This window comes from Limnochorda sp. LNt (assembly GCF_035593265.1).
GTDB classification, from domain to species: Bacteria; Bacillota; Limnochordia; order Limnochordales; family Geochordaceae; genus Geochorda; species Geochorda subterranea.
In genome coordinates, this window is the sequence record NZ_CP141614.1 from 2,152,542 (window position 1) to 2,167,209 (window position 14,668).

The window sequence follows — 14,668 nt, forward strand, 5'->3', positions numbered from 1 at the left end:
CGTCGCTCATCGGACCCCATGGGTCAGTCGAAGGCGAGCAGTTCCGAGATCTGGGCGCCGTACCCGCCCGGCGACGTGTTGTCGGTCACGACCAGCCGGAGCAAGCGCATCCGGGTGGGCCGGGCCAGCGTTATCTCGACCAGGTTGCCTTGCGCCGGGTCGAAGGTGTAGGAGGCCGCCGGCACCACCTCCTCGTAGACGTCGCCGTCGAGGCTGCCGTGGATGGAGAAGGTCTGCGTACGCGGCTCCCACTGCATCAAGGGCGGCAGGGCCACCTGGACCACCTTGACGTCGAACGCGTCGCCCAGATCGACCGTGACCACCGCCGGCCACTCGCCCTTGCGCGCCTCGTAGTAGGTGAGCGGGTTGCCGTCGGTCATATTGCTGGCCACGTACACGTCCTCGTGCGGGCTCGCGCTCACCGGCTTGTTGAAGGTCAGGCTGGCCGGGTAGATCTCCACCTCGTGGGCAAAGGCCCGCTCCGAGTAGGCAGTACCGCTCCGGTTGTAGAAGCGGAGCTGGAGCGCCTTGTACTCGCCCGGGTTGATCCGGATGTCGACGACGTTGCCCGTGGCCGGCGAGAACTCGTAGTCAGCCGAGTTGAGGATCCGCGTGAACACGTTGCGCTCGCTGGTGGCCCGGATGCCGAAGAGGGCGATGTTTTGCAGCAGGGCGACGCGAGAGGCCGGGTCGCCGTGGAGGCGGACGGTGCCCACCCGCTTCGGTTCGTCGAACCAGATGCTCAGGGCCGCGAACTCGCCAGGGGCGCCGGGCCAGTCAAGGCCGACCCAGCCCGTGGCCGGATCGCCGTCCAGCGCGGCAGAGGCCGGATGGCCGGGATCGGCAAAGGGACCTCTCCCGTCGTCCCACTCAAGGGTGCTGGTGCCGCGGGTGGCGGTCACCGTCAGCGCACCCGTCAGCCGTTCGCCCATGTAGACCTGGGGCACTGGCCGGATGGCGAAGTCGGGCACCAGGAAGCCCGCCTGGTCCCGGCGAGGCACTACCGTCACCTGCGCCGGCACCCCATCCTCGAGGTCGAGCACGTAAGGGAGGTGGAGAGCCGCCCCGGTCGAGCCTCCAACGTACTCCACGCGGATGTGGGTCGTGTGCTGGTTGGCCGAGAGGCGCAGATCCTCGGCCCTTCGCACGGGGACCTGCTTGTAGGTGATGTTGCGGAGCAGCACGTCCTCGACGCGGTTGTCAGGGCCGCTGCCCATGATGCGCGAGACGAAGTCGTCCCGGCCGTCGAGCACCACGACGTTGTCGACGACGACACCGGAGATCCGACCCCGCTGACCGCCCGAGCGGGACCACTCCTGGCTGTACTGGATGGTGAAGTCGAGGAAGAAGTTGTCGTGGTCGGAGGCTTTGTTGTCGCCCTCCATCTGGGCGTCCTCCACCGTGATGTTGCGAAAGGCCACGTCGCGGATGTGCGCGTCGTCGGCATTGTGGATGCTCATCACCGGCTTGTGGAAGCTATGCAGCACCGTGATGTCCCGGAACTCGATCTTCTCCATCGTCTCCCCGTAAGTCTCGTATCCCACCTCCATGCTTTGCGCCAGATCGCTCCATATCACGATGTTCTCGAAGAGGATGTCGGAGCTGGTGCCACGATCGTAGTTCTTGACCACCAGGGCGTCGTCCCAGCTGCGCACGAAGGAGTTCTTGACCACCACATTCTTGGAGGACTGCAAGGAGACGCCGTCGCCATTGGCCCGCGCCGTGATGATCTTGACATTGTCGATGGTGAGGCCGTCGACGAAGTAGGACGTGATGGCCCACCCGGCCGGGTTGAGGATGGTGATCCCCTCGATGGTGATGTTCTTCGAGTGGCGCAATTCGATGGGAAGGGTGAACTCCGACGGACGGGTGCGGGGGTAGATGGAGCCATCCAGGATCCCCCGGCCCCGAATGGTGACGTTCTCGACCCGTTCTGCACGGATATGGCCGTACACCACGGCTCCGCCGGCGATGTAAATCGTCTGGCCGCTGCGGACCGGGATCGCATCCGCTTTGTACACCCCGGGGCCGATGTAGATGGTATCGGCGGGCAGGTTATCGGGGTCGGGCGCATCCTGCTCCAAGGGGTTGGCGAACAGGTGCAGCGCTCGATCGGTCCGCCCGTTGTACTCCACGGTGTACTGGCCCGGGTAGTCAAGGCGGAAAGTGATGGTGTTGCCGTCGATCTCGGGGGTGATGCCGTAGGCCAGGGGCCGCACGACGGCGTCCGTCACCGCTTCATCGACGCGGACCGTGACGTTGACCGAGCCCTCGAAGTCGAAGAGGGCGACCGGGGTGGTCGTGGTGGGGGTGGTGAAGCTGAAGAGGCGTCCGTTGTTGACCAGGGTCTCGTAGACGAAGAGCTCGTGGCCCTCGACGAACACCTTCACCCGGTCGGAGCTCTCCAGCAGGGACGGCCCCTCGTAGACGACCACCTTGGTCTCGGTCACCGTCCTGGACGGCTCCGGGGCGGGGCGGGTGGTCACCGCCGGCGCTTCCCGGCGGTCCTGCTGCCAGCGGAGGTAGGCGACACCCCCCACCACGGCAAGCAAGACGATAAGGGTTGCAAATATCTGCAGCCTGGACTTACTCTTTTTCGCCTGCACGCGAGAGCACTCCTGATGAGCTTGGGGTCACTGCGATCTTACGAGCCGCGCACGCACGACGCCTATGGGCGGATCCTGCAAAATGGTGGGGATCCCCGTATGTCAGGGTGGCCCTCGGCTTCCTCTTGCCACTATGCACAAGGTTCGAGGGGGCACGGGCACGGGGTGCGCGGGGTTCGCTGCGGATACATAGCGGATTTTCAATAGGTATTTAAATTCCCCTGGTCACGCAGACAGAAGGCATACACCCCCAGACGGATACACCTCACCCCTGTTGCCACGGCGAAGCAGCCCGGCTCGGTTGAAATGGTCTCCGAAGGACGCCCGCGCTCGAGGCGCCGCTGGATCCGGCGAAGGGATACGAGGAGGCGAGCCGGGGGATCTGAGACAGGGGGCGGCGTTGCCGATTCTGTGGGCTGGAGCCCCGCCATCTTCGCCCCCGCACCCGTGATACAATGCCCCGTGACACCATGCGTCGCGGGCGCCGGGCTGCGGGGTGGGTGCAGGTGCCGTGAAGGCCCCTGAGAAGGCGCAAGAAGTCGAGCGCTGGCTACCGGGCGCGGTCAATCGCCTGGCGGCGCTGGGCGTGGAGCGCGTGTTCCTCTTCGGGTCGTGGGCCAGGGGCCGCGCGACGCGCCGTTCCGACCTGGACCTCCTGGTGATATGGCAGACCGACCTGCCGCCCACCGAGCGCATCGGCCTGGTGCTACAGGCGCTCAAGGACGCCCCCCTGCCGGTCGAGCCCGTCGTTTACACGCCGGAGGAGTTCGCGGACCGGCGTGACCTGCCCTTCCTGAGGGGCGTCCTCAAGGAAGCGAGGGTCCTGTATGAGCGTGGAGAAGCAGCGACGCGAAGCGGAGAGGTGGCTCCGCCAGGCCGAAGATGATCTCGATGCCGCCCGCCTGCTCTTGACGAGCGGCAAGTTCGCGCAGGCGGCCTTCTTCTCGCAGCAAGCCGGCGAGAAGGCGATGAAGGCTGTCTGGCTGGCGACGGACGCAGACCCCTGGGGCCATTCGCTGGGCCGCCTGGTCAGGGACCTGCCGGATCCGGAAGTCCGCGTGCGCTTTGCGCCGCTGCTCGACGCCGCGCTGGCGCTCGACAAGCTCTACATCCCCACCCGTTATCCCGATGCGCTCGCTGACCTCATCCCCGGCGAAGCCTACACGCAGCGCGAGGCGGAGGGCGCCCTGGCCCACTCGGCCGCCATCCTGCGAGCCGTCCGGGAGTGGATGGCGGAGCAGCCCCAAGCCAGCCCAGACGGCTGACTCCGGTCTGGCGGCCTTCTCGACGACAGCCGGTGCCCGTTACGTCCTAAAAGGTAGGCCGGGCCGACAGGTGTCCCGTCGAGGGCATGGGGCAGCAGATGGCGGTCGTGGCGCAATTCAACGATCGTTGAAATGCACTGAGATGCGGACCCGCCGGGGCCCGAGCACGGCTCCGGACACCCTCGCGAGCGCCCGCCCGGTAAGGATTGACACCGGTTCCCGGCGTTGGCATGATAGTTATAGGGTTTTGTTGCTCGAGGATAATACCCTTCACCGTACGGTACGTGAAGGAGGTTCGCCAAGGATGGCTGCATCCAGCCCGACGGCCCCATCCCCTACCCCCCTACCCCTCCCTCGGCGTACCCTATGGTCGATCCTCCTGGCTGCCGCCGTCGTGGCGCTGGCGGTGGGCCTGCGGCAGTGGCTGAGCCCGCTCTCAGGCATCGACCGCCTCTACGACGTGCGCTGGTACGAATCGCAAAATGCCGCCGGCCCCGAGCTCCTACCCCGGTGGGACGGCAACTGCTGGCTCTACGTGGCCGACGAGGTGAGCCAGGGCGTCACCGTGGTCGACCTGGCGACCCTCAAGCCGGTCGACTTCATCCGGCTGGAGGGGGGCGTGCCACACCACCCCCATATCACTCGGGACCAGCGGTGGGTGCTGGTCACCATTCGTTACGGCGACTGGGTGGCGGCCATCGACACCGAAGACGACCACCGCGTGCGCCGCATCGACCTGCCGATGGGGCCCGATGGGACGCCGGCCGGGCCCCTGCACATGGGGCTGACCCGGGACGGCCACTACGCCCTCGTCACCCTCAACGGCGCCGCCCACGTGGCCGTCCTCGACGCACAAAATCCGCGCCTCTTGCGGGTAGTGGAGGTGGGCGCCCGGCCCCGGGACGTCGGCGTGACGCCCGACAGCCGCAAGGCCTACGTCAGCCTGCAGGCCGACTCCCGGGTCGCGGTCATCGACCTCGCCACCTGGGAGGTGCGCCACATCGTGCGCACCACCACCGACTACGGCGCCGGTTCGGGCAGCGGGCTGGGCATCTCGGCCGACGGCAAGTACGTCGCGGTGGCCAACACCCTGGACGACGAGGTGATCGTCATCGACACGGGGACGGACCGGGTCATCCACCGGGTCGGCGGGGTGCCGGGTCCGGTCAACGTGGACTTCCTGGGCAAGACGTACGTGGTGGCGACGGGCAACCGGGCCGACGGGTCGGTCTCCTTCATCGACGCCGCCCAAGGCCGGCTGCTCGAGACCGTGCCGACGGGCCGGGGCGCCAACATCGCCTATTATGGCCCTGACGGCAACGTCTGGGTCAGCCACAACGGGGCCGCCTACGTCACCGTGCTGGACTTCGAGACGCTGGAGCCCATCGCCGAGATACCGGTGGTGCTCAACCCGCACTGGATCTACTTCTCGCCCGACGGCAAGACGGCCTACGCCACCAACTGGGGCGCCAACTCGGTGACGGTCATCGACGTCGAGCGGCTGGAGCGGGTGACGCACGTCGTGGTGGGGCTCAACCCCAACGGCATGGCACTCAAGGCCAACGTGCGGACCGACGCCGTCGCCCGGAGGCAGGCGCAGGCGGCGGAGGTGAGTCCTGTCATCGCCCGGGCCAGCCGGCTGGTGCTGCCCGAGCCGCGGTCGGATGCGGAGGTGCTCTTCTTGCAGAGCTGCACCATCTGCCACGACCTGGGCCGGGTCATCCGAAACAACGCCCAGGGCGACCAGTGGTTGGACATCGTCCAGAAGATGCGGGACAACGGCGCCCCCATCGACGACGAGCAGGCCCGGATCATCGCCGAGTACCTGGCGACCGACCAGCACCGCAGCCTGACGGTGCGCACGCAGCTGCAGGTCGAACAGCCGCTCGACCCGGCGAAGGGGTACGAGGAGGCGGCGAGCCGGGGGATCTGAGGTGAGGGCTGGGAAGGTGGGCCGGGCAGAGGCGGCATCAGGGGTACGGCGAGATACGAGCCCCGCATCCCCCATCTGGGCGACCGCAATCGCCGCCCGCCATCGCCGCCCGCCATCGCCGCCGCCGTCGCCGCCCGCAGCATGTCGCGGTCGGGCAGGCCAAGGCGCTCGGGCGGGTGGCCGTCACTCCACCGAGCCGTCACTCCACCGACGGGAGACCCATCAGGGCTTGCAGGTAGGCGATCTGGCCGGTGTGGTAGGCTTCGTGCTCGAGGTAGCCGATGACCTGGGCGAAGCGTTCGAAGCGGCCGTCGGAGTCCGGGGTGAGCAGGGCCTGGCGGGTAAAGGTGCCGTATGTCTCGACCCATGCCCGCTGTAGCGCCGCGAAGTCGTCAAGCTCGGCCGCCCAGGCGGCGGCGTCCGTGCGCGGCGGCAGGCGCCAGTCCTCATCGAGCGGGGCCGTCGGGCGGCCCGCCAGGCTGTCCATGAAATGCCGCTTCCAGAAGGCGACGTGGCGGACGATCTCCCAGACGCAGTGCCGTTCCGGGGACGGCCGCCAGAGGGCCTGCTCCGCCGACAGGTCCTTGATCTGCCGCCAGATGGGCGCATGGCTGTAGTTGCGCCCGTCGAAGAGACGCTCCGCGGTCTGACGCAAGGCCTCCCCCAGTGCATCGGGCATGGCCTCGGCCCCCTTCCTGTCTCGCATCGCAGCTGGCCTCGCCGACCCCGTGCCGGCCCGCACGCGCCCGGTACGTCGCGGCGATGGTGACGTGTGCCCCTCCGTACCCACCCGCAAGGGGCAGCTGAGGCTCGATCTCATCTTACCAACCCCAGCCTCCCGCACCAGGTAGTCACGCAGCCTGCCGCCGAGCGGGGGCGCGAGCATGGGATTCGGGTGGAGCGATAGCGGGTTTTTAAATACGTATTTAAATTCCCATGGGCGCTACCGAGGACACCCTGTGCGCTCGCGGACGAGCATCCCGGCCAGCCGCACCGAAAGCGACGGTACGCACCCCCCGAGGACGGTCTTCCCCGGCCTCCAGGTCGGCAGCGGGCGCGCGTCGTCGCGTGCCGATGCGGGCGCAGAGGGAGTCGGCGCCCGGACGAACACGCGGTCCCGTCAGCCACTAACCGGCGCCACGTCGGCGATGTGGCACACGGGACGGGGTCGCGGCGCACTTCAACGATCGTTGAGAGGATCATTTCCGGGGAAATGGGGCGGAGCCGAGCGTCTCGCCCGGGCCGCTGGTGGGTGCCGAGAGGCGCCGCTTCCGGGTGGAGCATCCGGCCTTCGTCTTCTGGCCGGGGAGCGGCCGGGCGTTCGTGCAGATCGTCTTGACGGCGAGGGTGCCGGTTCCCCGGGAGGATCTCCAGCGGCTCATCGAGGGGCCGGGCCTCGCTCCCGTAGTCATGGCGACACCCGAGGAGATACGGCAGCATCAAAGCGAGTGGGCAGCGCAGAACTTCGGGAACCTGGTGCGGGTCGACGTCCCGGTGCGGCAGGAGGACGGGCACTGGGTCTCGGCGGTGCCCATCACCTTGCGTGCGCACCCGGCGGTGACCCTGCACCTGGTCGACGTCGAGGGACACTGGATCGAGACCGCCCTGTCGTGGGTCGGTCAATGAGGGCATGCTCCAGTGCGGTGCAACGACCCAATGGTATGGCGCACGCCCCGCGCCCTGTTGCCATCAAGGGCGCGCTCCACACGCGTCGGAGAGGCGAAGGGGGCGACCGTCGCGTCACAGGCCCGCTGCCCGCACCCACTCCAGCTGCGGGTCCCGCCGCTGCCGGATGGATTCGACCGTCGTCGGCACCCAGTGGTCGGGCGCCAGCGTCTCGGCCGGGTCTCGACCGGGATCCGGGCGGGTAAACCGCTTGTGCGAAACGCTGAAGCCCATCCCCGACCGGGGCAGCTCGAAGCGCAGGATGTCGCCGTAGCTGCTCGGAGCGCCGCCCGTTGGCTCGCCCACCACCATCGCCAGCCCGTTGTCGCTGAAGACGGTGGCGAACCAGACGGCCGAGCTGAAGGTGTGCGGCGACGTCAGGATATACAGGTCGCCGGTGAAGATCCGGTCGCGTCTCGCAGGCCGGGGAGTCCGGACCGTGTTCGGCGCCAGGGGCGCAAACGCGTGGACCATGCGAGCGACGAGCCCGTAACCCCGTTGCCGATCCGCTTCGGGAGAGAAGCGGATTCGGCTACGGTAACTTCGCACGCGGTCGACCGGCACGTATCGCAAGAACGCGTCCGTGACAGCAGAGTTGCCCCCACCGTTACGGCGAAGGTCGATGGCCACCTTGCGGACGCCGGACACGGCCACGGCCTCGAAGAAATCGTCCACTGCCTGCCGGTAGTCCGGCGTGTCATCGCATCGGTCGAGCCAGAAGAAGCCAAGCGAGTGTTGCGGCTCGATGCGCCAGCCGAACCACGGCCGCGCCTCTTCTTCCAGGCCACCGGGTGCCATCGGTCTGTCCGGAGAGACGAGGCCGACCAAGAGCGCCTGCTCGACCTCCGCCCCGGGCTCGGCGGTCGCGCGGCGGATGACCACCTCCACGGCCCCATCGGTACCTATGGCCCCCAGGCGTCGGAGCATGAACGCCTGCCGGATCAGGGCCTCGCCGCGGGCCCGCACCCACCCGTCGTGCTCGGCCGGAACGACGTGCCGCAGCTCGTCGAGCAGCTCTTCAGGAGAAAGCCCTCCGAGCCGTACGACCACGTCGCCCGGGCGCACCGGCGACCCCGGTGCCGCCTGCGTCACCACCAGCCCGTCGCTCACCCAGCGAAAGTGCACGGGCAGGACCGGCTCCACCGGACGGTAGGCGAGGCCTGTGTGGGCGTCGGGTTCGGGAAGAGAGCGAAGCACACGCTGCGCCAGGAAGAAGAGAGCGCCCACCGGCATCGGAGCCTGGAGTCGCTCGACGGCCTGTAACGCCTGGTCATGGAAGGCCGCCCGTCGACCGGCGTCGGACAGGGCCGGGTGCACATCTTCGACGGTGCGGACGAGGAAACGCAGGTCTTCCCGGATGTCGTCCACGGAGAGCAAGGGCTCGGTGCCGGACGCGGCGCCGAGAGCTGGCAAAGGGCCGGCCACTCGGGCAGGCGTGGCTGCTACAACGAAAGCGACCGCGACGCTGAGCCAGAAGACAGCGCCCATGCGACCCCCCCCCCCCTTGACCCGACGGCTCCACGGCGCTCGCCAGCAGCGGCAACCCCGCGTTGGTCGCCCGGCCCCACCCGACCGTGACTCGCCTCAGTCCTCCCGGACGTCGACCAGCGTGCCGGCCAGCGCCTCGAAGAGGGGCAGGCGGTCGCGGAAGGATGCGGCCCGGTCCTGGAAGCTGGCGACCAGCGCCCGCCCCTCCCACGGCACCATGAGCCGCAGGGTCTGGATGCGGCCCATCACGGTGGGGGCGACGGTGACGGAGCGGTGCACCGCCACGCCGTTGATCGTGGTCCAGCCAGCCGTCACGACCTCCCAGCGCGACGCCTCGTCGGCAATCGCCATGCGGGCGAAGAGCGCCCCCACGTCCGAGACACCGTACCGGGCAAGCTCCTCCACCGCCACGCTCAGGCAGGGGTAGGGGTCGTCGTCTCGCTCGGTGTAGAGCTCGAGGACGGTCCCGTCGAGGGACTCCCCCTCGTACCAGCCGCCGGGCCGCATCAGCCAGTAGGGGCTGTCGGAGAGCGGCAGCGACTTGAGCGCGTCCTCGACGACGACCCCGCCGGGCCCGAGGCCCGTCACCTGCGCCTGCAGCAGGTAACGGCCCGTCTCACCGGCCGAGTAGGAGTTGACGACGAGCAGGTACTGGCCCGACGACGGGAAGGTGTAGATGATCCGGGCATCCCTCCCGCCGCCCGAGTCGTCGTCCTCGGCCACCACGTCGCCCTCGGGGCCGACCAGCAACAGGTAGGCGTCGAACTCCGCCCGCAGCACCACCGTCACGGTGCGGCCGACCCCTCTGCCTACCCATGCGCGCTCCTCCTCCACCCAACCCACCCGAGGAGGGATTCGAGGCGCGTTTCCAGCTCCTGCTTGCTCGCCGGGCGGTCGAGGTTGACCGGCCCTGGCCCCACCGGATCGGCCACCCGGCCGCCGGGGCGTGCGCCCCACGGTGGTGCGCAGCCGCAAAGCCCGCCTACCCCTTGACGGCCCCCGCCACGACCCCCTTGGTCAGCTGGTTTCGCAGCAGCAGGTAAAAGACGACCATCGGCAGCATCCCGATGACGAGCCCGGCGAACTGCTTGCCGTAGTCCGACGACAGCGCTCCCGAGAAGCGCAGGATCCCCACCGGCAGCGACTTAAGGGCGTTGTCGGAGACCAGGACGTTGATGAGCATGAACTCGTTCCACACCCCGGGGATGGTGACGATGGCGAGGGTGGTCACCACCGGCCGCACCATCGGGAAGACGATGCGCCACAGGATGGTCAGGTACCCGGCCCCGTCCAGCCGAGCCGACTCGATGACGGAGTCGGGCAGCCCCTTGATGTACTCCGTGCACAGGTAAACCCCCATCGGCAGCCCCATGGCCGTGTAGACCATGAGCACGCCCAGGCGGGTGTTGTACAGGTGCGTCCGCGTCGCCATCAGGAAGAGCGGCACCATGATGGACTGGATGGTCAGCAGGATCCCGATGACGAACCCCCCGTACAAGAGCGGCGTCGCCCGCGACCGCAGCTTGGCGAAGGCGAAGCCCGCCGCCACGGAGAGCACCACGATGGCCGCCGTCGACACGGCCGTGTAGAGCAGGCTGTTGCCCATCAGCACGTCGAACTGCCCGATCCGCCACGCTTGCACGTAGTTGTCGACCATCCAGCGCCGGGGCAGGCCCAGCCGGTCCAGCTGGAACGCCTGCGTGGTCTTGAAGGAGCTCATCACGAGCCACACGATGGGGTACGTCGTCATCACCGCGAATGCCCCGAGCCCCAGGTAGGCCAGCCCCTTTGCGACCGCCCGCGCCATCACTCTCGCCCCCCGAAGCGGACCTCGAGCACCCGCAGCAGCACGATGAGCGCCAGGCTCAGCACCACCATGAACGTCGAGATGGCGTTGGCCAGCGGGTAATCGGGCGCCCCCCTGAACGCCGTGTCGTACATGTACAGCGACAGCACCGACGTGCGTCGGGCGGGGTTGCCCGCTGTCATCGCGAAGATGAGGTCGAAGCTCTTGAGCGACCCCGAGATGGCCAGGATGGCCGCCGTCACGATGACCCCGGAGAGGCCGGGCACGATGACGTAGCGCATCACCTGGGTCTCGGTCGCCCCGTCGATCTTGGCCGCCTCGATGACCTGGGGGTCGATCTTCTGCAGGCTGCCGAGGAAGATGATGAGATACGTCCCCGTGTACATCCATAGCATGACGAAGAGCACCGGCAGCATCGCGGTCCTCGGATTGAGGAAGAGCGTATTCTCCCACCCGGGGAAGATGGATTGCATCAACGTCGTGAAGGGCCCGTAGGGGGAGAAGAACGACTGCCACAGGATGCCCACGACGATGGTGGAGATGACCGACGGCAGGTAGATGACGGTCTGGAAGAAGTCCCGCCACCGTACCAGGTTGCGCCAGAGGACGTACGCCACCACGAAGCCCAACGGGATCTGGCCCAAGAGTGAGATGAGGATGATGTAGACGTTGTTGCGCAGGGAGATCCAGAAGAACCGGTCCTGAAACATCCGGACGTAGTGGGTCAGGCCCACGAAGCGGACCGGCGACTCGGCCGAGAGGAGAGGCCCGCCTTGGTAGTCGCTGACGCTGAGGCCCACCGAGAAGAGCGTCGGAAACGCCACGACGGCCCAGTAGATCAGCACGGCCGGCAAGACCAGGAGCAGGTAGGCGAGGCGCTGCTCCCGATGGGTCGTTCGCCGCACGTTTCTCTCCCCTCCGCCCATGCCTCGGGCCATGCAGGAGGCGGCGGGCCGCCACCCGAGACGTGACGGCCCGCGCCCGCCCCCTTGCTGCTGCCCTTACCGCGAAGCCCTCCACGCCTCCAGGGCCCGCTGCACGGAGGCGGCCACTTGCTCCGGCGTCGAGAGCCCCAGCCCTATCTCCTGCAGCCCCACGTTGAGCGGCCCGTAGACCTGCGCGTCGAGGACGTTGTCGAGCACGTAGGTCCCGCCCACCCGCTCGTAGAAGCGGGCGCGCTCCTGGGCCAAGGGCTCGAGGCGGTCGCTGGTGACGTTCTTGCGGGAGGGGAAGGCCGCACCCGTCTCGAGCCGGATCCGCTGCACCTCGGGCGACGTGAGCCACTGGATGAGGCGCCACGCCGCTCGCTCCTTGGCCGACCCCGCCGGGATGCTGGCGCTCATGGCGAAGCCGACGCCCGGCACCATGGACGTGGTGCGGTGCACCACCTCGCCCGGTATCGCCGGGAAGACCGTCAGGACGAACTCGTGCTGCCGGTCGGGCGGGATGAGGGCCTCCCCGGTGGTGGGGTCGGTGAGGAAGTTGCTCGTCTTCCAGTCGCCGTCCACCAGGAAGGGCGCCCGTCCCGACGCGAACAGCCCGTTGACCTCGTTGTACGAGGTCTGGAAGATGCGCCGGTTGAGGACCCCGTCGTCGAAGAGCGACCGGTAGAAGCGCAGCGCCCGCACGAAGGGCTCGTCGGTGAAACGGGCCTGCCCGGCCAGCACCCGGTCGATGAAGTCGTCGCCGGCGAGGCGCCCCACGATCATGCTGAACAGCGTCGACTGCACCACCCAGTCGTCCTGCGCCCCCATCAGGATGACGTCCTTGCCGGCAGCCCGAAGGGCCGGCACCATGGCCTTGAGCTCCTCGTAGGTCGTCGGCACGGGCAGCCCCAGGCTGTCGAGCAGGCCCTTGTTGACGTAGAGGACGTGGGTGGCGGTGATGGCGATGGGCAGCTCGGCCAGGTAGCCACCCGCCTGCGGGGCGAGGGCTGCCTCGTGGAACTCCCGCGCCATGTCCCCGAGGAATGGCGTCAGATCCTTGACGAGGCGCTTGGTGTGCAGCGTGCTCGAGCGCCCGCCGGGCCACATGTAGATGACGTCGGGCAATCGGCCGGCGGCCGCGTAGGCCTCCAGCTTCTGGTGGAAGGGTTCGCCGAACATGTCCTCGCGCTCGAGGATGATGTCGGGGTTGGCGCGTTCGAAGGCCTTCCAGACCTCTTCGATCTCCCGGTGGGCCGCCGGACTCGTGGCATCCAGGTAGTTGTAGACCGTGAGGCGGATGGGCTGGTTGGACCCGGCGGATGCAACGGGTACCAGGGTGGCCACGAGGGCCACCAGCGACGCCATGGCGACGAAACCCTTGACGAGGCCTCTGTCGAGACGCACGGAACTCTCCCCCTCTCGAAGCGTCCGATGCCGTCAGCCAAGACCGATCCACGGCGGACGGGCGCGCTCGCCGCCTGGTCGCTCGCCGGTCGCGGGGCGCCGCCCGCCGGTCGCCGGTCGCCGTGTCCCACCTACCCGCTCTCCCTATCTGCTCCCGTACCCGCTCCTCTGACCGCCTCCTCTCCTTGGTCCCGTGACGTCTGCGGCCCTCCGGCTGCGCCCGGGGCGGGCGCCGGCCGCCACGACGACAGGTCGATGGCCCCGGGGCTGAACCACCGATCCACCACGAACCCGATGGCACCCAGCAGCTCGGAGTCGTCCCCCAGGCTGGAGCCCCGTATCGTGACGGGCATGTGCAGGCCCGTGCGCTGAGCGGTGGCCTGGTGGCGGGCCTCGATGGTCTGGAGGAAGTCGCCGCCGATCTGACCCCAGACGCCCCCGATGACGACCATCTGGAGGTCGAGCAGCATGCCGGCGTACACCACCGCGTGCGCCAGCGCCGACGCCGCCTCGTCGACCAGCTGGCGGGCCACGGGGTCGCCCGCCTGAGCGCGTTGGAAGAAGGCAGGTTTGTCGACCGCCTGGCCCGTGCGGTGGCGGTAGCGCTCCAGCACGTCCTGGAGGTTGACGTAGGTCTCCAGGCATCCGGCGTGACCACAACGGCACGGGTGCCCGTGCTCCACGACGGTGACGTGCCCGATCTCGCCCGCCATCCCGCGCGGGCCCGAGATGAGGCGGCCGTCGACGAGGATGCCGGCGCCCACGCCCGCCTCGGTCTTGAGGAACATGAGCGTCTCGTGACGGGGCGCCGGGCCGAACCAGAGCTCGGCCATGGCGGCGGCGTTGGCATCGTTTTGGACGACGACGGGCAGCCCCAGGAGTCGCTCGAGCCGCTCGGCGGCCGGCACGTCCCGCCAGCCCAGGTTGACGGAGCGGACCACCACGCCCCTGCCGGCGTCCACGACCCCCGCCACGCCGACGCCAACGCCCAGGACGCGGCGCCGGTCGACGCCTGCCTGGCGGATGAGCCCGTCGAGCTCCCGGGCCAGCTCCCGGATGAGCCCCTCGGGCTCGAGGTCGAAGGGCGGGTAGGCGCGCCTCCCGAGGGGCGCCCCCCGCAGGTCGCTGAGAAGGCACGAGACGCGGTCACGTTGGACCTGCACGCCGACGGCGTAGAGCTTGGCCTCGTCGATCTGGAGCAGCACGGGGCGTCGCCCGCCGGTCGACTCGCCCCGACGCACCTCGACGACGAGGCCGCGCTCGATGAGGCGGGCCACGATGCGGGAGACGGTCGGCGGGCTCATCCCCGTCAGGCGGGTCAGCCGGGCTCGCGAGCACGGCCCCTCGCGGTGGAGCGTCCGCAGGATGGCGGCGGCGTTGAGGGATCGCAGCAGGCTGGTGCCGCTGGCCGCGGCGCGGACAGCTGCAGAGCGGGGGCGCTTACTTTGTTGTCGACTGTCATGATTGTGCGCCATGGCGCGGACCTCACGGCACAGGCTCATATCCCATTCTTAAAGCGTTTGTCCCGTCCGACACGCATTGGCGCGCCGAGCAGGTAAGTTTCAGTCTGCAAC

12 protein-coding genes are annotated in these 14,668 nt (G+C 68.7%); 4 read left to right on the forward strand and 8 right to left on the reverse strand.

Annotated elements, in window-relative coordinates; all coding sequences use genetic code 11:
* Positions 1–23: 23 nt before the first annotated feature.
* Positions 24–2,543, reverse strand: coding sequence for a discoidin domain-containing protein (locus tag VLY81_RS10240; RefSeq protein ID WP_324668067.1), 2,520 nt, complete (start codon positions 2,541–2,543; stop codon positions 24–26).
* 574 nt (positions 2,544–3,117) lie between these two features.
* On the opposite strand from VLY81_RS10240, the gene VLY81_RS10245 reads away from it, so the two are divergent.
* The 3 genes from VLY81_RS10245 to VLY81_RS10255 all read left to right on the forward strand — a co-directional run bounded on the left by VLY81_RS10245 (position 3,118) and on the right by VLY81_RS10255 (position 5,804).
* Positions 3,118–3,492, forward strand: coding sequence for a nucleotidyltransferase domain-containing protein (locus tag VLY81_RS10245; protein WP_324668068.1), 375 nt, complete (start codon positions 3,118–3,120; stop codon positions 3,490–3,492).
* Positions 3,434–3,871, forward strand: coding sequence for a HEPN domain-containing protein (locus tag VLY81_RS10250; RefSeq protein WP_324668069.1), 438 nt, complete (start codon positions 3,434–3,436; stop codon positions 3,869–3,871). The genes VLY81_RS10245 and VLY81_RS10250 overlap by 59 nt, the downstream gene beginning before the upstream one ends.
* Positions 3,872–4,265: 394 nt before the next feature.
* Positions 4,266–5,804, forward strand: a complete 1,539-nt coding sequence (locus VLY81_RS10255) for a beta-propeller fold lactonase family protein (protein WP_324668070.1) — start codon at positions 4,266–4,268, stop codon at positions 5,802–5,804.
* A gap of 199 nt (positions 5,805–6,003) precedes the next feature.
* Here the strand turns inward: VLY81_RS10255 and VLY81_RS10260 are convergent, their stop codons facing one another.
* Complete coding sequence (locus VLY81_RS10260) at positions 6,004–6,510, reverse strand: DinB family protein (protein ID WP_324668071.1); 507 nt, start codon at positions 6,508–6,510, stop codon at positions 6,004–6,006.
* A 542-nt stretch (positions 6,511–7,052) separates the two neighbouring features.
* Here VLY81_RS10260 and VLY81_RS10265 point away from each other — a divergent pair.
* A complete protein-coding gene (locus VLY81_RS10265; RefSeq protein WP_324668072.1) occupies positions 7,053–7,430 on the forward strand; it encodes a hypothetical protein in 378 nt (125 codons plus the stop codon).
* Between the two features lie 114 nt (positions 7,431–7,544).
* Here VLY81_RS10265 and VLY81_RS10270 read toward each other — a convergent pair whose 3' ends face one another.
* The 6 genes from VLY81_RS10270 to VLY81_RS10295 all read right to left on the reverse strand — a co-directional run bounded on the left by VLY81_RS10270 (position 7,545) and on the right by VLY81_RS10295 (position 14,569).
* Positions 7,545–8,882: a S41 family peptidase gene (locus VLY81_RS10270; RefSeq protein ID WP_324668073.1), complete on the reverse strand. Its 1,338-nt coding sequence runs from the start codon at positions 8,880–8,882 to the stop codon at positions 7,545–7,547.
* Between the two features lie 171 nt (positions 8,883–9,053).
* The gene (locus VLY81_RS10275; protein ID WP_324668074.1) at positions 9,054–9,800 is read right to left on the reverse strand and encodes a hypothetical protein; all 747 of its coding nucleotides are present in this window, start codon (positions 9,798–9,800) and stop codon (positions 9,054–9,056) included.
* A gap of 139 nt (positions 9,801–9,939) precedes the next feature.
* Positions 9,940–10,764 (reverse strand): carbohydrate ABC transporter permease, encoded by an 825-nt coding sequence (locus tag VLY81_RS10280; RefSeq protein ID WP_324668075.1) that lies wholly within the window; start codon positions 10,762–10,764, stop codon positions 9,940–9,942.
* Positions 10,764–11,669, reverse strand: coding sequence for a carbohydrate ABC transporter permease (locus VLY81_RS10285; protein WP_324668076.1), 906 nt, complete (start codon positions 11,667–11,669; stop codon positions 10,764–10,766). The genes VLY81_RS10280 and VLY81_RS10285 overlap by 1 nt, the downstream gene beginning before the upstream one ends.
* A gap of 96 nt (positions 11,670–11,765) precedes the next feature.
* Entirely contained in the window at positions 11,766–13,094 is a 1,329-nt protein-coding gene (locus VLY81_RS10290; protein WP_324668077.1) for an ABC transporter substrate-binding protein, read from the reverse strand.
* A 131-nt stretch (positions 13,095–13,225) separates the two neighbouring features.
* Positions 13,226–14,569: an ROK family transcriptional regulator gene (locus VLY81_RS10295; RefSeq protein WP_324668078.1), complete on the reverse strand. Its 1,344-nt coding sequence runs from the start codon at positions 14,567–14,569 to the stop codon at positions 13,226–13,228.
* Positions 14,570–14,668 lie beyond the last annotated feature (99 nt).